Origin of the sequence: Pseudomonas sp. 1 R 17, from assembly GCF_900067035.1 — a bacterium.
In the GTDB taxonomy this organism is placed as follows: domain Bacteria; phylum Pseudomonadota; class Gammaproteobacteria; order Pseudomonadales; family Pseudomonadaceae; genus Aquipseudomonas; species Aquipseudomonas marginalis.
Window position 1 is genome coordinate 21594 of sequence record NZ_FKLB01000006.1, and the last position, 21635, is coordinate 43228.

15 protein-coding genes are annotated in these 21635 nt (G+C 63.3%); 10 read left to right on the forward strand and 5 right to left on the reverse strand.

Going from position 1 to position 21635, the window contains the following annotated elements; all coding sequences use genetic code 11:
* Positions 1 to 22: 22 nt before the first annotated feature.
* Genes BFP99_RS00200 through hflK (BFP99_RS00215) form a run of 4 tightly spaced genes read right to left on the reverse strand, consistent with a single transcriptional unit; the run spans position 23 to position 5840 of the window.
* Entirely contained in the window at positions 23 to 1909 is a 1887-nt protein-coding gene (locus BFP99_RS00200; protein WP_065926787.1) for a cation-translocating P-type ATPase, read from the reverse strand.
* Entirely contained in the window at positions 1906 to 2940 is a 1035-nt protein-coding gene (gene hflK / locus BFP99_RS00205; RefSeq protein ID WP_065946439.1) for a protease modulator HflK, read from the reverse strand. Before hflK (BFP99_RS00205) ends, BFP99_RS00200 begins: the two co-directional genes overlap by 4 nt.
* Complete coding sequence (gene hflC / locus BFP99_RS00210) at positions 2937 to 3926, reverse strand: protease modulator HflC (RefSeq protein WP_161985718.1); 990 nt, start codon at positions 3924 to 3926, stop codon at positions 2937 to 2939. The genes hflK (BFP99_RS00205) and hflC overlap by 4 nt, the downstream gene beginning before the upstream one ends.
* A gap of 9 nt (positions 3927 to 3935) precedes the next feature.
* Positions 3936 to 5840, reverse strand: a complete 1905-nt coding sequence (hflK, locus tag BFP99_RS00215) for a protease modulator HflK (protein ID WP_065926790.1) — start codon at positions 5838 to 5840, stop codon at positions 3936 to 3938.
* A 317-nt stretch (positions 5841 to 6157) separates the two neighbouring features.
* Here hflK (BFP99_RS00215) and BFP99_RS00220 point away from each other — a divergent pair, with 317 nt between their 5' ends.
* From BFP99_RS00220 to pbpC, 10 genes are all read left to right on the forward strand, one after another.
* Positions 6158 to 6781, forward strand: a complete 624-nt coding sequence (locus BFP99_RS00220) for a CDP-alcohol phosphatidyltransferase family protein (protein ID WP_065926791.1) — start codon at positions 6158 to 6160, stop codon at positions 6779 to 6781.
* Positions 6782 to 6791: 10 nt separating this feature from the next.
* Positions 6792 to 8546: a bifunctional alpha/beta hydrolase/class I SAM-dependent methyltransferase gene (locus BFP99_RS00225; protein ID WP_065946440.1), complete on the forward strand. Its 1755-nt coding sequence runs from the start codon at positions 6792 to 6794 to the stop codon at positions 8544 to 8546.
* 2 nt (positions 8547 to 8548) lie between these two features.
* On the forward strand, positions 8549 to 9847 hold the full coding sequence (locus tag BFP99_RS00230; protein WP_065926793.1) for a phosphatase PAP2/dual specificity phosphatase family protein: 1299 nt from the start codon (positions 8549 to 8551) through the stop codon (positions 9845 to 9847).
* Entirely contained in the window at positions 9837 to 10280 is a 444-nt protein-coding gene (locus BFP99_RS00235) for a hypothetical protein (protein WP_065926794.1), read from the forward strand. The genes BFP99_RS00230 and BFP99_RS00235 overlap by 11 nt, the downstream gene beginning before the upstream one ends.
* Positions 10281 to 10289: 9 nt before the next feature.
* Positions 10290 to 10910, forward strand: coding sequence for a lysophospholipid acyltransferase family protein (locus tag BFP99_RS00240; RefSeq protein ID WP_027608186.1), 621 nt, complete (start codon positions 10290 to 10292; stop codon positions 10908 to 10910).
* 1 nt (position 10911) lies between these two features.
* Positions 10912 to 11844 carry a phosphatidate cytidylyltransferase gene (locus tag BFP99_RS00245; RefSeq protein ID WP_032885177.1) on the forward strand — a complete coding sequence of 311 codons (933 nt, stop codon included), beginning with the start codon at positions 10912 to 10914 and terminating at the stop codon, positions 11842 to 11844.
* A 161-nt stretch (positions 11845 to 12005) separates the two neighbouring features.
* Positions 12006 to 12470: a helix-turn-helix domain-containing protein gene (locus BFP99_RS00250; RefSeq protein WP_065946441.1), complete on the forward strand. Its 465-nt coding sequence runs from the start codon at positions 12006 to 12008 to the stop codon at positions 12468 to 12470.
* On the forward strand, positions 12461 to 13048 hold the full coding sequence (locus BFP99_RS00255) for a mobile mystery protein B (protein WP_065926796.1): 588 nt from the start codon (positions 12461 to 12463) through the stop codon (positions 13046 to 13048). The genes BFP99_RS00250 and BFP99_RS00255 overlap by 10 nt, the downstream gene beginning before the upstream one ends.
* A 94-nt stretch (positions 13049 to 13142) precedes the next feature.
* Positions 13143 to 18947 (forward strand): alpha-2-macroglobulin, encoded by a 5805-nt coding sequence (locus BFP99_RS00260; RefSeq protein WP_065946478.1) that lies wholly within the window; start codon positions 13143 to 13145, stop codon positions 18945 to 18947.
* Positions 18928 to 21225 (forward strand): penicillin-binding protein 1C, encoded by a 2298-nt coding sequence (gene pbpC / locus BFP99_RS00265; RefSeq protein ID WP_065946442.1) that lies wholly within the window; start codon positions 18928 to 18930, stop codon positions 21223 to 21225. The genes BFP99_RS00260 and pbpC overlap by 20 nt, the downstream gene beginning before the upstream one ends.
* Here the strand turns inward: pbpC and BFP99_RS00270 are convergent.
* Entirely contained in the window at positions 21222 to 21599 is a 378-nt protein-coding gene (locus tag BFP99_RS00270; protein ID WP_065946443.1) for a hypothetical protein, read from the reverse strand. The two genes, pbpC and BFP99_RS00270, sit on opposite strands and share 4 nt — an antisense overlap.
* Between the last annotated feature and the right edge of the window lie 36 nt (positions 21600 to 21635).

Genomic DNA, 21635 nt, shown 5'->3' on the forward strand with positions numbered 1-21635 from the left:
CCGTATGCAAATATTTCTGAAATTAATCCTCAAGCTTCGACAGCGGCTCCTGAAACCGCAGCAAACGCCCGGCATTGCCCAGTACCAGCAAGGTGCTGAGGTTATGCAACACCGCCGCAATCATCGCCCCCGCAGCACCCAACCAGCCAAAGGCGGCAAACACCACGATGGCCAAGGTCCAGCCCAGGCCGATGACCACGTTGACCTGCAACGTACGCCGGCACTGGCGACTCAAGCGCACACAGGTGCCCAGGCGCCGTAGGTCGCTGCCGATCAACACCACATCCGCCGAGGCCAGCGCAATGTCCGCCCCACCCGCGCCCATGGCCACCCCAACCACGCCAGCCTTGAGCGCCAGGGAATCGTTGATCCCATCACCGACCACCATGGGCCGGAAGCCGCTGCCGATTTCCCCAAGCACGCGGTTGAGCTTGTCTTCCGGCAACGCCTGGGCTTCGACATCGCTGATGCCCACGTCCAGCGCCAGGCTGTCGGCCACGCTTTGACGGTCGCCAGTGAGCAGCAGTTGACGACCCAGGCCCAAATCCCGCAACTCTTGCAGGGCCTGGCGCGCCTCCGGCTTGACGCTGTCGGCCAGCAGCAGCCAGGCCAGGAACTGCCCGTTCAGAGCCAGCCCGGCAATCGGGCCGTCATGGTTCGGCACCGTCGTCGTGACAATACCCAATTGCTCGAACAACTCGGGACGGCCCAACGCCGCTTCGCCCTGCTCGGTCTGTGCCACAACGCCCAAGCCCTGGCGCTCGCGAATATCCGTGAGCGCCAGCATTTGCGCCTGAGTCGCCAACCCCGCCAACGCACGGCTGACCGGGTGGCTACTGGCCGAACCGAGGCTGGCCGCAAGGTTGAGCAGCGCCTGGCGGTCGGTCGACGAGGTCTCGATGGACTGCAAACGCAGGGTGCCAAAAGTCAGGGTGCCGGTCTTGTCCACCACCAGCGAGGTCAGGTCCGCCAACTCCTCGAGGAACGCCGAGCTGCGAATCAGGATCCCATGCCGGGCCGCCACGGCGATCCCGGCAATCGCCGTCGCCGGTGCCGACAGCACCAGGGCGCATGGGCACGCCGCCACCAGCACCGCGAGCATCGCCTGGGCGTCATTGGTCACAAACCAGGTCACTGCCGCCAGCAGCAACACCAACACCATATAGCTGCCCGCGTAACGCTCCAGCAGCCGCGTGATCGGCGGCTTGGAACGTTCGGCGTTCTGCATCAGCGCGATGACTTTGCCCAGGGTCGACTCGTTGCCGGTGCGCGTCACTTGCAGGCGCAACAGGCCATCGAGGTTGATCGCCCCGCCAAACACCTGCACACCCACACTGGCTTCCAACGGTACCGACTCGCCGGTGATCGGCGCCGTGTCCAGGCTCGCCTGGCCCGACAGCACCACGCCATCGGCGGGCACCCGATCACCGGCACGCACCTCGACGATATCGCCGGTGCTCAGCGTTCCGTTATCCACTTCGATGATGCTGCCGTCGACCTGCACCCGCCGCGCATGGCTGCGGGTCAGTTTACCCAGGGCATGAATCGCCTCCTGGGAGCCGATCACGCTGCGCTCTTCCAATACGTGGCCGAAGATCATGATGATCGGCAGCAGCGCGGCGGTCAGCAGATCGCCGGTGGCCCAGGCGCCGAGCATCGCCAGGGCGATCAGTTGGTCGGTAATGCCATGCAGGCTGGGAAAACGCAGGCTGTACCAGGCCGAGCGCATCACCGGCACCGCCACCAGCAACGAGGCCACACCGAGCAGCAACTGGCTGACGCCCGTCTGGTCCGGCGCCAGCCAGCGCCATACCAGCCCCAGCATCAGCAAGCCAAGGGCGAGCATGGCCAGGGTCAATTGCCGGGCAGCGCTGCGCTGCTCGGCGGAGGTCAGCATGGGTGCGCTCATTGTTCGGCTCCCTGGATGATCAAGCGGGAGTCGTCTTTAGGATCGACCGTGGTCACCGAACCGGCCTGGCCGAGAATCTTCGGCATACGCTCGCGGTACAGGCGCAACAGCAAGCCCGGGTCTTTGACCTGGGCCAGGCTGGCGACCGTGGCCGTTTGCGCCTGGGCATTGGCCAGGCGTTCACTGGCCTGGGCGTGGGCGACCTGCACCAGGCGGTCGGCCTGCTGGTTGGCGGTCTGGGTGAGTTTTTCCGCTTCGGTCCGGGCGTTTGCCACGGCTTTGTCGGCTTGTTGACTGGCGGTGAGTACGGCGTTGAATGCGTTCACCGCCGGGCCCGGCAGGCTCGATTGCACATCGACCCGCGTCACCTCGATGCCCAGCCCCAGACCGGTGGCAGCCAACTCGGCCAGGCGCTTGTTGACGCCTTGCACCAAGTCACCCCGCAGCCGCTCGCGACGCTCGGCGGCGCCGTTGTCGGTACCGATCAATTCGGGGCGCGCCACCAGGATCGTGTCCAGATCGCGCGCCGCCGTCAGGACCACGGCGCTGCGGGTCACCAGGCGATCCAGGGCGGGCAGCACATGCGCGCCCTGCAACACAAAGGCGTAGGGTTCGGTGACCTTGTAGAACACCCGCACATCCAGCTGCACCACTCCGGCATCGCCGGTCAGCAGGTAGCCGGAGCCGGCCAGGGCATCGCTCAAGGGCGTGGCGAAACTGGCCACACGATCAGCCTGCACCGCCGCATCGGAACGTAACAGGTTCTCCACCCGACGCTCGATCACCCGGTCGGCCGCCGGCAATAACACCACCTGCTCGAACGGCTGCGGCCAGGCCAGCAGCAGCCCGGCATTCTGGATGCGGTCGAGGGCGCCGAAGTGCAGCACCACCGCACGGTTCTGCGGGTCGATCTGCCGCACATTGGAAAACGCCCATGCCAATGCGGCCAACACCGTCACCGCGTACAACGCCAGGAACGTCAGGCGCCCGGCCTGGATCCAGGGGCTGTCCGGGCTGTCACGCTCGGTCATGGCTGAACGTCCTTGGGCCCGTCCACCAACGCGCGAAAGGGCGCGGCGTCGGTGCGCAGGATGATTTTGGTGCCGGGGGTCACGACCGTGCCCAAGGTATCCAGGGAACGCAGCAAGTTATACAGCTGCGGATTGCCGGCGTAGGCACGCCCATAAATCTGCGCGGCTTCGACCCGTGACTGGGCTTCGATGTCGGCGGCTTTCACCGTGGCATCGGCCTGCACGATGCGCGCGTCACGCTCAGCCGCGGAGCGAATCTGCGCGGCCTCGCGCTTGCCCACGGCCGTGCGTTCGGTGGCGATGGTTTCGCGCTCGGCACGCATGCGGTCGACGGTGGCGGTGAGTGTGACCGACGGCAACGTCAGGCGCTCGATCCCCACCTGCGCCACGCGCACGCCATAGGTGGTGAGCAATTGTTGATCAATCTGCTGGCGCAGCTGCGCCTCGAAATCGGCAATGCGCACCTGGCTGGCCTCAGTGTTGATCAAGCTGGACAAATCAAAGCTGGCCGCCGTGGTTTCCAGCGCCGAGCCGACGAAGGTGCGGATCTGCCGCGCGGCCTCATCCGGCTGGTTCTGCACGGCGCGCATAAAGCGCTGCACATTGTCGGCATCGCCCTGCACCTGCCACGCCACATAGGCCTGCACGATAATCCGCAGGCCGTCGCGCGTACCCACATCCTGCAAGCCGCTGGAGGTGGTGCGCAGGCGCAAGTCCACCGGGATCGCCGCCTCGAACGGCGCCGGCCAACGCCAGCCCAGGCCCGGTTCCAGCAACACCCGCGACGGGTTGCCGAAGCGGGTAATCACCGTGGCCTCGCCGGAGCGCACCTGCACCAGGCTCGCCGCCGCCACCGCGAACAGCACCAGCAACACCGCCCAGGCCATACGCCGCCAAGGGAAAGGACCCGCCGCCTGTTCATCACCGTGATGATGGTGATGGTGGCCGTGGTGGTGACCATGATCGTGAGAATGAGCGCTCAACAGACAGACTCCTTATTGAACGGCTTTACGCGGCAGCGAAGGGTCGGCCGGCAAAGTAAAAGAACGCAGATCAATCGTCGGCGCGCCATCGGCGCCCAGGCGGTGATCCAGAATAAGCAGCTTGGCGTGGGCCAGACCCAGGCTGAGTTGGCCCAGGTACTGTTCCAGCACAAAGGCCCGACCGGCCGCGGCGTAGGCCTTTTGTTCGGCGGTAAAGCGCAGGTCGGCCGCTTGGGCACCGGCATTCACTTCGCGGGCGGTGGCCAAGGCCTGGTCGCGGGCGGTGCTGGCTTGCAGCAAGGCCTGGTTGGTGTGTTCGCTGGCGGCGCCGCGCTCGCGGGAGATCAGGGCCTGGGCGCCGATCTGCGCGGCTTGCACGCCGTGGTAGGCATTGGCGGCGCCGGCCGGTGGGTGGATGGCTTCCACGACAGTGGCGAGGATTTCCACACCGCTGTCGAGTGTCTGCAAATCCGCCTGCACGGCGCGGCCGATTTCGTCGGCCAGGCGCGTGCGTTGTTCGCCGAGCAATTCGTCGAGGGTACGCGAGGCAAAATCGTGTACCAGGATGCGGCTGGCGGTGCTGCGGATCAGGGTCGGCACATCCGCGCTGTTATAGGTGGCGGCGAGTGCGGCCTGGTCGGTGAGGCCGATGCGGTAAACGAAGCGCACATCCATATTGACGATCTGGAAGCTCTGCTTGTCGCCGCTGCTGCTGGCGATCACCTGGGATTTGTCATTCACATGGCTGGCATCCCACAGCCGATTGGCAACCAGCGGTGCCGGGCCTTCGGCAGGCGCCAACTCCGGTGCGGCGGCCTCGCTGACGCTGGTGGCCAACTCATGCACCACGCCGTTCTCGATGCTTAACACACGGCCCAAAGGCCACGGCAACCCGGCATGCAGGCCAGGGCCGAACACCTTGACGGGTTTGCCAAAGCGCTCATAAATCCCACGGCCTTGCAGGGGCACTTCATGCACACCGGTCAGCGCCCAGCCGACCGCCAGCACCACCAGCAACACCGGCAAAAACGCGCGGCGCATGTAGGTAAACGCCCAGATCTGGCGCAGGTCGATGCCGAAACGGTTGTGTAATTCGTGCTGCAACGCCAGCAGCGGTTGTGGCGGCCAGCGCAGCAACCCGGCGATGAAACTCTGCGCCATCAGGCGTGGTTCAAGGCGCGGCTGGCGCGGGCTGAACAGCGACAGCAGGCCTCTTAATAGAAACTCCACCGCCACCAGCGCCGGCAACAGCCCCACCAGCACCGCCAGGCGCAACGGCCAGACCGACTCGGCCCCGGCAAACAGCAGGCAAATGGCACTGACCACCAGGCAGATAATCGCCACCCGACTCAACTGCGCCAGTTGCGCGGCTTCCGGCCACTGGGCCGTGGTTTCCTGAGCCAGGCGCCGTTCGAACACCAACAAGCCAAACGCCAGGGCCAAGGCCAACGCAGCCCCCACGCTGGCCGCTTGGCCGACAGGCGCCGAGGGCAGGCCCAGGTTCCAGAATTCGATGATGCTGACCAGCGCCAGCAGCGACCAGCCGCCCAGCCACAAGACAGGGGCGCCGATCTGCCGGCCAAAGCGCTCCACAAGGCGTGCGTAGCGGCCCGTTTCTTCAACAGGTAATTCGGCCGCCGGCGCCTCCAGCCCCTGGGCCCGCCAATCGGCCACCCACCACGCCGACTGCAGCCCTGCCACCAGCACCAGCAGGGCCGATGCGCAGTTGATCAACACCACCGGCCAGATCGACAACGGTGCAAACAGCGCGACAAACAACGCCAGCACCCAACCGACTACGGCCAGTACTGTCAGGCTGATACCGGCTTGCCGCAATCGGCGGGCATGGAACAGCCCTTGCTGAAAACGCGGCAGGCCTTCAACCGAAGCGCCGTCCGCCTCTAGATCCACTTGCATCCACTCACGCCCGCTTGTACACAATTCGTTACGATATAACACGTGGCGTGAAATTTTTGTTCGTTAAACAGGGTTTTTGAACATGGCAAAAATCTCCTGTGGAAGGGGGCTTGTTCCCGATGGCTGTGAGTCAGCCGGCATATGCATCAACAGGTAGACCGCCATCGGGGCAAGCCCCCTCCCACATTTGTCCCTCAGTGCTTTCCAGATCGTGACTAAACCCCCATAAACACGCGCCATCACTGGTATAGGCCATGAATAATCGGCACACTCCAGACAGTTTTTCGCGGGCTCTCGGACAAGGAAGCGTCACCCCCATGATTTCGATCTATCAGCTCAAACCGCGGTTTCAGAACCTGCTGCGCCCACTCGTGCAGCGCCTCTATGACAATGGCACCACGGCCAACCAGATCACCGTGCTGGCCGGGGTTATTTCTCTGCTGGTCGGCCTGTTGATCGCCAGCTTCGCCCAACACCTGTGGCTGTTTGCGCTGATCCCGCTGTGGATGATCCTGCGCATGGCCCTCAACGCCATCGACGGCATGCTCGCCCGGGAGTTCGGCCAGCAGTCGCGCCTGGGTGCCTACCTCAATGAATTGTGCGACGTGATTGCCGACAGTGCGCTGATCCTGCCCTTCGCGCTGATCCCCGGCGTGAGCCTGGTGCCGGTGCTGCTGGTAGCGCTGCTGGCGGTGTTCAGCGAATACGCCGGGGTGCTGGGGCCAATGGTCGGCGCGTCACGGCGCTATGACGGGCCGATGGGCAAGAGTGACCGCGCGTTTGTCCTCGGCGTGCTGGCCACTGGTGTGGCGCTGGGCTGGCTCGGCGCCGGTTGGATCGACACGGTGATGTGGCTGGTCGCCGCCCTGCTCGCCTACACCCTGGTCAACCGGGTGCGCCAGGGCTTGAAAGAAGAACAACCTATCTCCCCTTCTGCATAAGGATTTTGCAATGCGCGAACAGCAAGAGCACACCTTCAGTACCCATGACGGCGTCGAGCTTTTCTACCGTCATTGGCCGGCCAGCGCGCCGGCGGACGGCGAGCCGCGCAAGGCGATCCTGCTGTTCCATCGCGGCCATGAGCACTCGGGGCGTATCGCGCACCTGGTGGATGAACTGGACTTGCCGCAGTTCGACTTCTTCGCCTGGGACTCCCGCGGTCACGGCCAATCGCCCGGCGAACGCGGCGACAGCCCGAGCTTCGCCACCAGCGCCCGTGATGTGCAGACCTTCCGCGACCATATCGGCGCCACCTATGGCATCGAGGAAGAAGACTGTGCCGTGATTGCCCAAAGTGTCGGCGCGGTGATCGCAGCCACCTGGGTGCATGACTACGCGCCGAAAATCCGCGCCCTGGTGCTGGCGTCCCCGGCGTTCAAGGTCAAGCTGTACGTGCCCTTTGCCCGGCCGGGCCTGGCGCTCATGCGCAGGTTTCGCGGCAACTTCTTCGTAAACAGCTACGTCAAGGCCAAGTTCCTCAGCCATGACCCGGAGCGCGTGGCGTCCTACGACAGCGACCCGTTGATCACCAAGGCCATCTCGGTGAACGTGCTGCTGGGCCTGTACGAAGCCGCCGACCGGGTTGTCGCCGATGCCCAGGCGATCCAGGTGCCGACCCAACTGCTGGTCTCGGGCGCCGATTTTGTGGTGCACCGCAAACCCCAGCAGCAATTTTTCGACCGCCTTGGCAGCCTGAAAAAAGAACTGCATATCCTCCCCGGTTTTTTCCACGACACCCTCGGCGAGCGTGACCGCGCGGTGGCCGTGAGCAGCGCCAGGCGCTTTATCCTGCAGAACTTCGCACACCCGCTGGACCGTGCGTCCCTGCTGGACGCCGACAAACTGGGTGCCACCTGCGCCGAATCCGAATCCCTCGCTGCGCCCTTGCCGCGCAATTCCCTGCGCGACCTGTACTGGCGCCTGACCCGCGCCAGCATGGGCCTGGGCAAGAACCTGTCGGACGGCGTCAAGCTGGGCTTCGACACCGGCTTCGACTCCGGCAGCACCCTGGACTACGTGTACCGCAACACGCCCACCGGCAAAGGCAGGCTGGGCCGCATGATCGACACCAACTACCTCAACTCCATCGGCTGGCGCGGTATTCGCCAGCGCAAGCTGAACGTCGAGGAACTGCTGCGCCTGGCCATGGCCAAGCTGAGGGATGAACAGCGCGAAGTGCGCATCGTCGACATCGCCGCCGGCCACGGGCGCTACATTCTTGAAGCCTTGCAGGGCGTGTCGCCGCTGCCGGAATCGATCCTGCTGCGCGACTACAGCGACATCAACGTGCGCGACGGTGGCGCGCTGATTCGTGAGAAGGGCCTGGGAGACGTCGCGCAGTTCGTCAAAGGCGATGCGTTTGACCGCTTGGATTTGGCGGCACTGCAACCCAAGCCGACGCTGGCGGTGGTGTCCGGGCTGTATGAATTGTTTGCCGATAACGCCATGGTCGGCGGTTCGTTGGCCGGCCTGGCCGAAGCCGTGGAGCCCGGCGGTTACCTGGTCTACACCGGCCAGCCATGGCACCCGCAACTGGAACTGATCGCCCGCGCACTGACCAGCCATCGCCAGGGCCAGGCCTGGGTGATGCGCCGTCGCAGCCAGGCGGAAATGGACCAACTGGTAGAAGCCGCGGGCTTTCGCAAGATCACCCAACGTGTGGATGAGTGGGGCATCTTTACCGTGTCCCTGGCCCAGAAGATCTGACCATGCGCGAACCCGGTCTATTGAAACCAGCGGTGCTGTGGCTGCTGCTGTTGGCGCCGCTGTTTTTCAGCACCTACGGCTTCGCCACCTGGGTCACCAGCCAGCGCAGCGATGTCGGCACCCTGGTGTTCGGCTGGGAAACCCATATGCCGTTCTGGGCCTGGACCATCGTGCCCTATTGGTCCATCGACCTGCTTTACGGTTTCTCCCTGCTGCTGCCCAACAGCCGCCATGAGCTGAAGCAACACGCGCTGCGCCTGCTGAGCGCGCAGGTCATCGCCGTGAGTTGCTTCCTGATCTGGCCGCTGCGCTTCACCTTCGAGCGGCCGGAGCTGGATGGTGTGTTCGGCTGGCTGTTTGCCGTGCTGGCGGGTTTCGACAAACCGTTCAACCAGGCGCCCTCGCTGCATATCGCGCTGCTGGTGATCCTGTGGGTCATGTATCAGCGCCACACCCAAGGGTTATGGCGCTGGCTGGTGCATGGCTGGTTCGCCTTGATCGGTATTTCGGTGCTGACCACTTATCAACATCACTTTATCGACTTACCCACAGGCGCCCTCGCCGGCTGGATATGCGTGTGGCTGTGGCCGGTGGAACACCCCAGCCCCTTGCTGAATGCACGGCTGACCCGGGATTCGAAGCGCTGGCGCGTGGGCCTGCGCTACGGCCTGGGAGCCTTGGCACTGGCGATTCTGGCGTTTTCCCTGGGCGGCGGCTGGTTATGGCTGCTCTGGCCGGCGGTGTCCCTGGGCTTGATCAAGGCGAATTACCTGGTGCTCGGCGCGTCGGGCTTTCAGAAACGCAGCGATGGCCGGCTCACACCCGCGGCGCGCTGGCTGTATGCCCCCTACCTGGCCGGTGCGTGGATAAATTCGCGCCTGTGGACACGCAAACATCCACAGCCGGACCTGATTGTGGATAACGTGTGGCTTGGTCGGATTCCCAGTGCGAAAGAGCAGAATTCATTCAGCGCCATCGTCGACCTCTGTGCCGAATTGCCGATTAATCCACAGGGCCGCGCGTATCAAAGCATCCCGGTGCTGGACCTGATCGCCCCGACACCCGCCGACTGCCAGCAAGCCGCCGAGGCCATCGAGCGCCTGCGTGCAAGCGGCCCGGTGCTGGTGTGCTGCGCCCTCGGCTATTCGCGCAGTGCCACCGCCGTCGCCGCCTGGCTGCTGCACAGTGGGCGCGCTGCCACGGTGGACCAGGCGCTGGCTATTATTCGTACAGCGCGGGCCCATGTGGTCCTGCATCCTGCTCATCGTCAAGCATTGGAGGGTTTGCCCCATGCCCGCTGATATGGAACTCCAGGTGGTCGCCAGCCTGCTGCGCCGTGGCCGTTCACTGGATCAGTTATCCACAGGCCTGACCGTGGCCGGGGTGTTATTCGGCCTGGCCCAGTTGCTGATGGCGAGTGTTTCAAGCATCTGCCTGCTGCTCAGCCTGTGGATGATTATCCTGGGGCTGCTGCAAAAGTACTGGGCGCTGCGGGTGGCCTTTGATGCCGACCTGTTCGCCCTGCTGGCCCGCGACATAGAGCGCACGGCGGACCTCGATCAAGCCCTGCAAACCCTTGGCCTGCAATCGCCCAAGCGGGCCGACCGGCCCTGGGACGAGCGCCGTCGCGGCGCCCTCAAATTGCTGCGCAAACAAGCCTGGCTGCTGGGCGCGCAAGCGCTGCTGACCCTCGCCGTGATCCTCGCCAGCCCCTGGCTGCCTTTCGCCGCATAAGGAATCCCCATGTTCGAACCCGTGGTCGCCACGCTGATTACCTCCATGGCCCGCACCGTCACCGGCGCCCGCAGCCTGTGGCTGGGTTGCGCGCCAGTGCCGGTGCAACGTATCTATTTCGCCAACCACAGCAGCCACGGCGACTTCGTACTGCTGTGGGCCTCGCTGCCGCAGAACCTGCGCAAATTCACGCGCCCGGTGGCCGGCAGCGATTACTGGAATAAAAGCGCCCTGCGACGCTACATCATCAACCGCGTGTTCAATGGCGTGCTGATCGACCGCGAGCGCAAGGACCCTGTGGATAACCCCCTGCAGCCCATGCTCGCGGCGCTGGAAGGCGGCGACTCGCTGATCATCTTTCCCGAGGGCACGCGCAACCTGGAGGACGGCTTGCTGCCGTTCAAAAGCGGCATCTACCATCTGGCCAAAAGTTACCCACAGGCCGAATTGATCCCGGTGTGGATCGCCAACCTCAACCGGGTCATGCCCAAGGGCCGCGTGCTGCCGTTGCCTTTGCTGTGCACCACCAGCTTCGGCGCTCCCTTGCAATTGGAAGAAGGCGAAGACAAAGCCGCGTTCCTTGCCCGAACCCGCGACGCCCTGCTCGCCCTCGCCCCGGAGCATTCCTGAGATGGATAGCCAAACCCTGATGTTATTCGGCGGCATCGGCGCGATACTGGTGCTCGCCTCGCTGATCGGCCTGATCCTCAAACTGCGCACCCGTGGCACCCCCAATGCCGTGATCGACAACCTCAACGCCCGCATCAACGCTTGGTGGGTGATGGTGGTGGTCATCGGTATCGCCTTCTGGCTCGGTACCGGTGCGGTGATCCTGCTGTTCTACGCGGTGTCGTTCTACGCCCTGCGCGAATTCCTCACCCTCACGCCGACCCGGCGCAGCGACTACCCGGCCCTGGTGGCCGCGTTCTACCTGGCATTGCCGTTGCAATACCTGCTGATCTACTCGGACTGGTACGGGTTGTTCTCGATCTTTATCCCGGTGTACGTGTTCCTGCTGCTGCCGATCCTCGCCTCCCTGGGCGGCGACACCACGCACTTCCTCGAACGCGCCTCCAAAGTGCAATGGGGGCTGATGATCGCAGTGTTCTGCGTGTCGTTCGTGCCCGCCCTGCTGACCCTCGACATCCCCGGCTACGAAGGCCGCAACCTGCTGCTGATCGCCTACCTGGTGATCGTGGTGCAACTCTCGGACGTGCTGCAGTACGTGTGCGGCAAGCTGTTCGGCAAACACAAGATCGCGCCCAACCTGTCGCCATCCAAAACAGTGGAAGGCTTTGTCGGCGGGATTTTGCTGTCATCCCTGATCGGTGCGGCGCTGTGGTGGACCACGCCGTTCAACCCGTGGCAGTCGTTCCTGATCGCCTTGCTGATCAACCTGCTCGGCTTCGCTGGCGGCATCGTCATGTCGGCGATCAAGCGCGACCGGGGGGTGAAGGATTGGGGGCATATGATCGAAGGCCACGGCGGGATGCTGGATCGGCTGGATTCGGTGTGTTTTGCGGCGCCGATTTTCTTCCACCTCGTGCGCTACTGGTGGACCTGAACTTCTGAAAGCTAACAAATGGAATTGCTTTGTAAGCCTATAGGCAAACAGAATCCTGTATTTTGTTAGCTTATAGGCTTATTTTTTGTGCTTACTGTATGCCTATAGGCTAATATTTATTTCAATATTGATAGCCTATAGGCTTACAAAGGTCTTTCACCATGGGTACTTCCAACCTCTACAAGCTGCGCCTTTCTCAAGTAGAACGCGCTATTGAAACCTTTAACACCGTTAAAGGCGCACCCGTTCCGCCAGGCGGATGGTTGCGGTCTATCAGAGAATCGTTGGGTCGCTCATTAAGAGCCCAGGCCGAAATGGCGGGCGTGTCTTCAGTGACGTTGACCAAGTCCGAGCGTTCCGAAGCTGAAGATCGGATATCGCTTGCACAGCTGAGAAAGCTAGCAGCAGCACTGGACTGTGAACTCGTGTACGGCCTGGTCCCCAAAAAGCCCCTGCATGAAGTCATCCGAGACCGAGCTGAACTCATGGCCAAGCAAGAAATCCTAGGCGTCGCACATTCCATGAGCCTCGAAGATCAACGTCCTTCTGATGCCTTCATCGAACGTCAGATTGATGAACGTCGCAAAGAATTGCTCGACGGTCCATGGACACGCCTATGGCAATAGAACTGGAACTTAAACCAGGTCAAACCCCGCTCGATCCGGACGAAGTCGCTGGGCTGAAACCGAGACACATCGCCACCCAAGGCGAATTGGATGAATGGGAGGCGCAAAACATCCTCAAAGCCTCGCGTTGGGTAGCTCGGCAAAAAAAGCTGGATGTGCTGAATGATCATTTCTGCCGCGAACTCCACGTGAAAATGTTCGACGACACTTGGAAGTGGGCCGGTACTTTCCGAAAATCAGATAAAAACATTGGCTGTGACTGGACACAGATTGCCGTCAACTTGCGTCAATTGCTCGACAACGTGGCTTACTGGCTGGAGCACAACATATTCCCGCCAGAAGAGATTGCCGTGCGCTTTCATCATCGACTTGTGTGGCTACACGCTTTCCCCAATGGCAACGGTAGACATGCTCGCCTCATGACCGATTGCCTGCTGAGGCAATGTGGTCTTGCTCCCTTCTCCTGGGGGCGCGGTAACCTGGTGATCGTGAACGAAGTTCGCCAACGCTACATCCAGGCGCTTCGCGCTGCCGACGCCAATGATTACGCGCTGCTGTTGGCATTCGTGCGCAGCTGACTCGGTAAACATCCCCGCCGTGCGGCGTATCGGTGTCATCTTTTGTATCAAAGACGCGTGTAAGATACGCCGCACTTAGCCAGGGATGCTCACCATGTTCGATTCGCTCAAAGCCATCAGCCGTCGTGTTGTCGGTGTGTTTCTGACTGTGGTGGGGGCCGTTTTCGGCCAATGGCATCCGCCGCTGTGGCTGCGCGCCATCGGCCGTGGCCTGGCGAACCTGGGTAACAAAGCCCGCGCTTATCCGCGCCAGGCCGGTGCCGGCGTATTGGGCCTGGTGCTGCTGGCGGCCGCTGGCTTCTACGGCTGGCACTGGTACTCCAACCTGCCGCAGCCCCATACCGTGGGCTATTCGCTGCACAAACCCAACCTGACGGACTACACCCAGCAACCGCCGGTTGTGGATAACTTGCAAGTGCGTTTTGCCGAATCGGTGGCCCCGCTGGCCGCCATTGGCAAGCCGGTCACCGAAGGCATCACCCTCAAACCCAATGTGGCCGGGAGCTGGCGTTGGTCCGATGACCGCACGCTGCTGTTCGTGCCGGAGAAAGACTGGCCTATCGAAGCGGGTTACACCCTTGATCTGGCCAGGAAAGGTTTGCTGGCCGATGGCGTACTGCTCAGTCAGTACAGCAGCCAGTTCTCCACCCAGCCGTTCCGCGCCACCCTGACACACAACGAGTTGTATCAAGACCCGTCGAACCCGACGATGAAACAACTGGTGGCGACCTTCCATTTTTCCCACCCGGTCGATGAAGACAGCCTGCGCAAGCGCGTTTCGGTCACCCTCGGCAAAGGCCTGGCCTACCGCGACGCCCAGTTGCCCAACCGCCCGGACATCAGCTTCGACGAGACCAGGCTGAACGCCTACGTGCGCTCCGCCGCCCTGGCCACACCGCTGGAAAGCACGCCGGTCAGCGCCAAGCTGGATGAAGGCATCAAGGCCCGCGACGGCGGCAACGCCAGCACCGCGCCGCTGGTGGCGGAAGTCACCGTGCCCGGCCGCTATCGCCTGACCTTTACCGGCGCCGAAGTGAGCTTTGTGGATAACGAACGCGGCGAGCCTGAGCCGGTGTTGATGTTCAGCAGCTCCAGTGCCGTGGCCGATGAGACCATTGCCGGTAAGGTCCAGGCCTGGCTGTTGCCGGAAAAGGCCCAGGACGACACCCGTCCCTATAACAGCAACGACATCGACGACGCCCTGCTGGCCCGCAGTACCAAGGTCACGCTGACCCACGTGCCCAGCGTCGAACCACTGAATACCCTGCATGCCTTCAAGTTCAAGGCCCCGGCCGGCCGTGCGCTGTATGTGCGCGTGCCCGCCAACCTGGAAGCCATCGGTGGCTACCTGGCGAAAAACCCTACGGCCTCGCTGATCAGCATGCCGGCTTATCCGCGCACCTTGCAGTTCCTCTCCGACGGCGCGTTGCTCAGCCTCAATGGCGAAAAACGCCTGGGTTTCATGGCCCGTGGTGTACCTGGCGCCCATGTGGAAATCGCGCGCTTGCTGCCCAACCAATTGCAGCACCTGGTGGACCAGAGCAGCGGCAGCTTTGCCCGGCCCAATTTCGGCAACGAGTACTTCGACCGCATGGTTGAACGCCAGTCCCTGGATATTGCGCTGTCGTCCTCGGACCCGGCGAAAACCGTCTATGACAACGTCGATCTGAGCCACTACCTCACCGCCAACGGAGGCCGTCGCGGCATTTTCGTGCTCAAGCTCAGCCCTCAGGATGAGCCGGCCGAGCGCACGTTCGACTATTCGCGCAGCACCACCTCTGACCTGCGCTTTATCGTGGTCACCGACCTCGGCATCATCGCCAAGCGCTCCAGCGATGGCAGCCATGACGTGTATGTGCAATCCATCGGCAACGGTTCGCCGGTGTCCGACGCCCAGGTCGACATCATTGGCCGCAACGGTCTGCCCGTGAGCAGCGGCCACACCGACGGCGAAGGCCACGTGCATTTCGCCAAGCTGGATGAACTGCGCCGTGAGAAAACGCCGCTGATGTATGTGGTCACTCGCGGCAACGACCAGTCGTTCCTGCCGATCGCCCGTCAGTCCCAGCAGCTGGATTTGTCGCGCTTCGACGTAGGCGGTTTGGAAGAAGACGGCGCGATTGATCGCCTCAGCGCCTACCTGTTCACCGACCGTGGCCTCTACCGCCCTGGCGAGACCGCGCACCTGGGCATGATCGTGCGCAGCGGCAACTGGAAAGGTGCCCTGCAAGGCCTGCCCGTGGAGCTGCAGATCACCGACCCGCGCGGCCTTGAAGTGATTCGCCAGCCGCTGAAGCTGTCCGCCAGCGGTTTTGAAACCTTTGATTTCCCCAGCAGCGAAGTCGCCCCCGCCGGTGACTACACCGCGACCTTGCAGTTGATTGGCCAGAAACAGACCCGCACCGACCTCGGCAGTGTCAGCTTCAAGGTCCGCGATTTCGAACCGGACCGCATGAAGGTCAGCCTGAGCCTGCACGACACCCCGGTACAGGGCTGGATTCCACCGGACCAGGTGGTGGCCAAGGTCACCGCGATGCACCTGTTCGGCGCCCCGGCGGCCGGCCGTCGCGTCACTGCGAAGATGTCCCTGAGCCCGACGCTCGCGGCATTCGAGCGTTACCCCGACTACCGTTTCCGCCTCAACGATTCCCTGGAAGAGGCCAGCACCGAAGACCTGGCCGAAACCACCGTCGACGACAACGGCCAGGCCGTACTCGACCTCAACCTGCAACGCTTCGCCAACAGCACCTATCGCTTGCAAGTGATGACCCAGGTCTTCGAGGCCGAAGGGGGCCGTAACGTGGCGGCGCAAAGTGCCTTGCTGGTGTCGTCCGCGCCCTACCTTGTGGGTGTGAAAAGTCAGGACTCGCTGTCGTACGTCGCCAAGGACGCCCCGCGCCAGGTGCAATGGCTGGCCGTCGCGCCAGACCTCACCCCGCTGGCGGTGGATGGCCTGACCAGCGAAGTGGTCGAGCACCGCTACGTGTCGGTACTGGTGAAACAGTCCAACGGCACCTACAAGTACGAGTCGCGCATCAAGAACATCAGCCAACCGGCCTCTCCGCTGGTGATGACCAAGGACGGCGCCAGGCAGGCCCTGAACACCGCCACCCCTGGCGATTTCACCCTCCAAGTGAAGGACGCCAACGGCAACCTGCTCAACCAGATCGACTACAGCGTGGCCGGACGCGGCAACACCTCGCGCTCCCCGGAGCGCAATGCCGAGCTGCAACTGCGCCTGGATAAACGCAGCTACGCCACCGGCGATGAGATCGCGATCAGCATCCGCGCGCCTTACACCGGTGCGGGGCTGATCACCATCGAGCGGGACAAGGTCTACACCCAGCAGTGGTTCAAGGCCGACAGTACCAACAGCGTGCAACATATCCGCGTGCCTGCGGGGCTTGAGGGCAATGCCTACGTCAACGTGCAGTTTGTGCGCGACATCGGCTCGTCCGAGGTCTACATGAGCCCGCTGTCCTACGGGGTGGTGCCGTTCAGCATCAACCTGGATGCGCGGCGCATGGCGTTGAAGGTCGAGGGCCCGGCGAAAATAGAGCCGGGACAGACCCTCGACATCAAGGTCAACGCCGACCGCCCCGGCCGTGCTGTGGTGTATGCAGTGGACGAAGGCATCTTGCAGGTAGCGCGCTACCAGACGCCGGACCCGCTGGGTTTCTTCTTCCAGAAACGTGCGCTGGAAGTCGGCACCAGTCAGATCCTTGACCTGATCCTGCCGGAATTCAGCCGCCTGCTCAGTGGGGCGGCGCCCGGTGGCGATACGGAAGGCGCCCTGGCTAATCACCTCAACCCGTTCAAGCGTAAACATCAGCCGCCAGTGGCCTGGTGGTCCGGGCTGGTGGACTTGCCCGCCGGTGAAACCGTGCTGCATTACCAGGTGCCGGACAGCTTCAACGGCAAGCTGCACCTGTTCGCGGTGGCTGTGGACGCCGACAGCGTGGGCGTCAGCGAGGCCAATACCGAGGTCCGTGGCCCGATTGTCATCACGCCGAACGTGCCGGCTTTCGTGGCGCCGGGTGATGTGTTCAACGTCAGCGCCGGGGTATTCAGCAACCTCGAGGCGGCGGCGAACGTGAAGTTTGAAGTGCAGACCAGCGCCGGCCTGGTGGTGCAGGGCGACAAAGCCAGCACCTTGTCCCTGCAACCGCGCAAGGAGGGCACCGCCGAGTTCAAGATCAAGGTCGGCGAAACCCTCGGTTCGGCGGATTTGCGCTTTGTCGCCGTGTTGCCGGATGGCAAGCGGATCCAGGTGGCGGAAACCACTTCGATTCGCCCTCTGAGCGAGCATCGCGTGGCCCTGAGCCTGGGTCGTTTCGACAGCGCCAGCAAAGAGCTCAAGCCCACCCGTGAACTGTTCAGCCAGTTGCGCGATGTGCAACTGGGTGTGGCGGCCTCGCCGCTGGTATGGGCCAACGGCCTCAAGCATTACCTGGATGACTACGGCTATGCCTGCACCGAGCAACTGGTGTCCAAGGCCATGCCGGCGTTGATCTGGGGCGGTACCGCACCCGAGGCAGAACAGGCCTTCAGCAGCGCGGTGCGCATGTTGCGCCAGCGCCAGAACCAGGCAGGTGGTTTCGGTTTGTGGGCCGCCAACCCGGACGTAGCGCCCTACGCCAGCCTATATGCCACCGATTTCCTGATCGAAGCCAAGGAACGCGGGCTACCGGTGCCGGAAGACCTGCTGGTGCGCGCCAACAGCTATCTGACGGACCTGGCCAACGGCCCGAGCGAAGGCCTGTCTGAATTGCGCAACCGCGCCTACGCCAGTTACTTGTTGAGTCGTCAGGGGATTCTGGTGAGCGGCGCCTTGAGCGATATCCGCGAACGCTACGAAAGCTACTTCAAGGACAGCTGGCAGAACGACTTGGGCGCCGCCTACTTGGCGGCCAGCTACAAACTGCTCAAGCAGGATCGCCAGGCCGACACCTTGTTCCGCAAGATCCCTTGGCGTTCGCTTGTGGATAAGTGGGACAGCGACGGCCTGTATTACGACCCGCTGGTCCACGATGCCGAGCACCTGCATCTGCTCGCTCGCCATTTCCCCGAGTTGCTGGACAATGTTCCTACCGCCCTGCTGGATAAACTCGGCAAGCGCCTCAACGAACAGCGCTACAACTCGCTGTCGGCGGCGCTGTTACTGCGGGCCTTGGACAACTACGGCCAGCGCGCGCAAAGCGATATGACCCTCAAGGCCACTGCCTGGCTGGGCGACAAGCAGCAACAATTGCTGGAAATGGCCGGCCAGCCACCCCGCGCGGCGGTACCGGGCGCCACGCAAAAACTGCTGATGGAAAAATCCGACGGCCCGGCGGCGTTCTACATGCTCAGCGAAGCCGGTTTCGATAAGGGTGCCAAGCTCAAGCCGATCAACAACGGGCTGGAGATCATCCACGAATACCTCGACCTCAAAGGCGAGCCGGTGAGCACAGTGGCGGTGGGCGATGAGTTCCTGGTGCGCTTGCGCCTGCGGGCCACCGACCGTGACCAGGTGCAGCAAGTGGCGGTGGTCGACCTGCTGCCCGGTGGCGTCGAGCCTGTGTATAACTTGCCGCCGGAGCCGGAAGCCGCCAGCAGCGAGGAAAGTGAAGGCGAAGCGTCCGAATACGTAGAAGAAAGCGAACAAGAAGCCGATGCCTGGCAAGCGCCCATCGGCGAAACCGAGCTGAGCAACTGGCAGCCTGACTATGTGGATGTGCGTGATGATCGGGTGGTGTTGTACGGCACGGCACTGCGCGACGTAGGCACCTTCGTCTATCGCGTGCGCGCCACCAACGCCGGCACGTTCAATACGCCACCGGCCTACGCCGAAGGCATGTACGAACCCACCCTGCAAGGGCGCGGCAAAGTAGGCCAGCTTGAAATTACCAAGCCTTAAACGCCTGGCGCCGCTGCTGGCAGCGGCGCTGGTGCTGGCGGGGCTGCGGCTGTGGCCCCACGCTCCGCTGGAACAGGCTGTTACGTCGTCACGGGTGGTGCTGGCCGATGACGGTTCGCTGCTGCGCATGACCCTGGCGGATGACGGCCAATACCGCTTATGGCTGCCGCTGGAGCGCATCTCGCCGTCACTGGTGGAGGCCTTGCTGCTCAAGGAAGACCGCAATTTCCATTGGCACCCGGGGATCAATCCCCCGGCGTTGCTGCGCGCGGCCCTGGCCACCTACAGCGGCGGCCAACGCCAGGGCGGCTCGACCTTGAGCATGCAACTGGCACGGCGCCTGTGGGATCTCAACACCCGTCAGGTACCCGGCAAATTGCAGCAGATGGCGTTGGCCTTGTGGCTGGAAGCGCGCTACAGCAAGCACGACATCCTCGAGGCGTACCTGAACCTGGCGCCCATGGGCGGCAATATCGAAGGCGCCGAAGCGGCCAGTCGCATCTACTTCGGCAAGGCGGCAGCGCAGTTGTCGTTGTCCGAAGCCTTGGCGCTGGCGGTGATTCCCCAGCAGCCGGGGCGGCGCGCGCGCTTCGGGCCGTCGCTGCAAAATGCGCGACTGCGCTTGATGAATGACTGGCGCGAAACTTATCCACAAGACCCGCGTAACGCCAGTTTGCTCGAGCTGCCCCTGGAAGCCCGCAACCGCCAGCAGATCCCGTTTCTGGCGCCGCATCTGAGCGAGCAGCTGTTGGCCTCCCAGCCCGGCAACGAACTCAACAGCACCCTCAACCTGCCCCTGCAGCAACTGCTCGAACGCCTGATCAGCGGCTTTATAGCCGAGCGGCGCAGCACCGGTGTGGAAAATGCCACGGCCATCCTGATCGACAGCCGCGACCAAAGCGTCAAGGCGCTGGTGGGCTCGGCGGATTACTTATCCACAGGCATCCACGGCCAGGTCAACGGCGTATTGTCACGCCGTTCTCCAGGGTCGACCCTCAAGCCGTTTCTCTACGGGCTGGCGCTGGATCAAGGGGTGATCCACCCCATGAGTATCCTCAAGGATTTGCCCAGTAACTTCGGCTACTTCCAGCCGGAAAATTTCGACGGCAGTTTTGTCGGGCCTCTGACCGCACGGGATGCGTTGATCCGTAGCCGGAATATCCCGGCGGTGTGGCTGGCCAGCCAAGTGAAGTCGCCGTCGTTGTATGGCTTGCTGCAACGCGCCGGAATCAAGGGCCTGCGCGGTGAAAGCCATTACGGCCTGGCCTTGGCCCTCGGTGGCGGTGAGATGACGCCGGAAGAGCTGGCGCGACTGTATGTGATGCTGGCGGGCGACGGCCATCTGCGGCCGTTGCGCTATCTGCAGGAGCAGCCCCAGGCCACCGGCCCGCAACTCCTCACCCCGCAGGCGGCCTTCATGGTGCGCGACATGCTGCGCCGCAACCCGCGACCGGATGGCCTGCCCGCGCGGCACTGGCGCACCGCCTGGAAAACCGGCACGTCCTGGGGGTTCCATGATGCGTGGAGCGCGGGCCTGGTCGGCCCTTACGTGCTGGTGGTGTGGGTGGGCAACTTCGATGGTCGCCCCAACCCGGCGTTTATCGGTGCCAAGACCGCCGCGCCGCTGTTCTTCCGTATCGCCGACGCCCTGCCCCTGGCCTTGCCCAACGTCGTGATCAAGGCCGACAAACCACCCGCCGGCCTGGTGCGCATCGACGTCTGCGCCGCCTCGGGCGAGTTGCCCAACCGCTGGTGCCCGCAAACCCGCAAGACCTGGTACATCCCCGGTGTTTCACCGATTCGCGTGTCCAACCTGCACCGCCCGGTACTGATCGACACCCGTACCGGCAAAGCCGCGTGCCCGCCGTTCGAGGCGCAATACACCCGCGAGGAAGTCTTCGAATTCTGGCCCAGCGACATACAACGCCTGTACCGCGCCGCCGGCCTGCCCCGCCGCACGCCACCCAACGTGCTGAAAAACTGCCAGCCCAACCGCATCAGCGACCAGAGCGAAGCCCCGCAGATCCGTTCGCCGCTGACTCAAGTGAGTTATCAGTTGCGCCTGTCCGCCCCCCAGGAAAGCATCCCGCTGAACGCGAATGCGGCCAGCGATGCGGCGACGCTGTACTGGTTTGCTGATCAAACCTTGATCGGGCAGGGCCCGCCGCAAGCCACATTGAACTGGCGGCCGGGCAAGTCGGGGGAGTATCGGCTGCGGGTCAGTGATGATCAGGGACGCAGTGCGAGTCGGGGGTTGAGGGTGGAGTTTGTGCCTTAGGAGTGGCCATCACACTCTGCAAGCTCCACGTAGTTCGACTCCCCACCTCCTGTCGCCCCCGACAACCAACCCCACACGAAACTCAGCGTGGTACGCCCGGCAGCATCGACACCGATGATGCCCCGCGACCAGCCGGCCAGCAGCTCACCTTCCAGCGTCAGGCACTGATACAGCAGCTCGATAGAGTCTGGGCCTGTGACGCGGCCGACCTGCGTACCCAGGCAAATTCGGCCGCCTTGGTAGGTACCGGAAATGGCATCGCCCTCGACAAGGTAATGAAACACCGTACCCGCGCCGGATAGCCCGTGGGTGTTATTGGCGACGGTGAATCGGCGGTTGTGCAAACGCTCGTGGATTTGCGAGGGGGTGTTCATCGAAGGCGCGTCCTTTCGCGGGTACCTGGAGACCCG

Excerpts from the sequence above, each read along its gene's own strand:
- hflK (WP_065926790.1), bottom strand. The coding sequence starts at position 5,840 with ATGCAAGTGGATCTAGAGGCGGACGGCGCTTCGGTTGAAGGCCTGCCG.
- BFP99_RS00255 (WP_065926796.1), top strand. The coding sequence starts at position 12,461 with ATGGCAATAGAACTGGAACTTAAACCAGGTCAAACCCCGCTCGATCCG.
- BFP99_RS00240 (WP_027608186.1), top strand. The coding sequence starts at position 10,290 with ATGTTCGAACCCGTGGTCGCCACGCTGATTACCTCCATGGCCCGCACC.
- BFP99_RS00250 (WP_065946441.1), top strand. The coding sequence starts at position 12,006 with ATGGGTACTTCCAACCTCTACAAGCTGCGCCTTTCTCAAGTAGAACGC.
- BFP99_RS00220 (WP_065926791.1), top strand. The coding sequence starts at position 6,158 with ATGATTTCGATCTATCAGCTCAAACCGCGGTTTCAGAACCTGCTGCGC.
- BFP99_RS00235 (WP_065926794.1), top strand. The coding sequence starts at position 9,837 with ATGCCCGCTGATATGGAACTCCAGGTGGTCGCCAGCCTGCTGCGCCGT.
- BFP99_RS00245 (WP_032885177.1), top strand. The coding sequence starts at position 10,912 with ATGGATAGCCAAACCCTGATGTTATTCGGCGGCATCGGCGCGATACTG.
- BFP99_RS00230 (WP_065926793.1), top strand. The coding sequence starts at position 8,549 with ATGCGCGAACCCGGTCTATTGAAACCAGCGGTGCTGTGGCTGCTGCTG.
- BFP99_RS00200 (WP_065926787.1), bottom strand. The coding sequence starts at position 1,909 with ATGAGCGCACCCATGCTGACCTCCGCCGAGCAGCGCAGCGCTGCCCGG.
- BFP99_RS00260 (WP_065946478.1), top strand. The coding sequence starts at position 13,143 with ATGTTCGATTCGCTCAAAGCCATCAGCCGTCGTGTTGTCGGTGTGTTT.
- BFP99_RS00270 (WP_065946443.1), bottom strand. The coding sequence starts at position 21,599 with ATGAACACCCCCTCGCAAATCCACGAGCGTTTGCACAACCGCCGATTC.
- hflK (WP_065946439.1), bottom strand. The coding sequence starts at position 2,940 with ATGACCGAGCGTGACAGCCCGGACAGCCCCTGGATCCAGGCCGGGCGC.
- BFP99_RS00225 (WP_065946440.1), top strand. The coding sequence starts at position 6,792 with ATGCGCGAACAGCAAGAGCACACCTTCAGTACCCATGACGGCGTCGAG.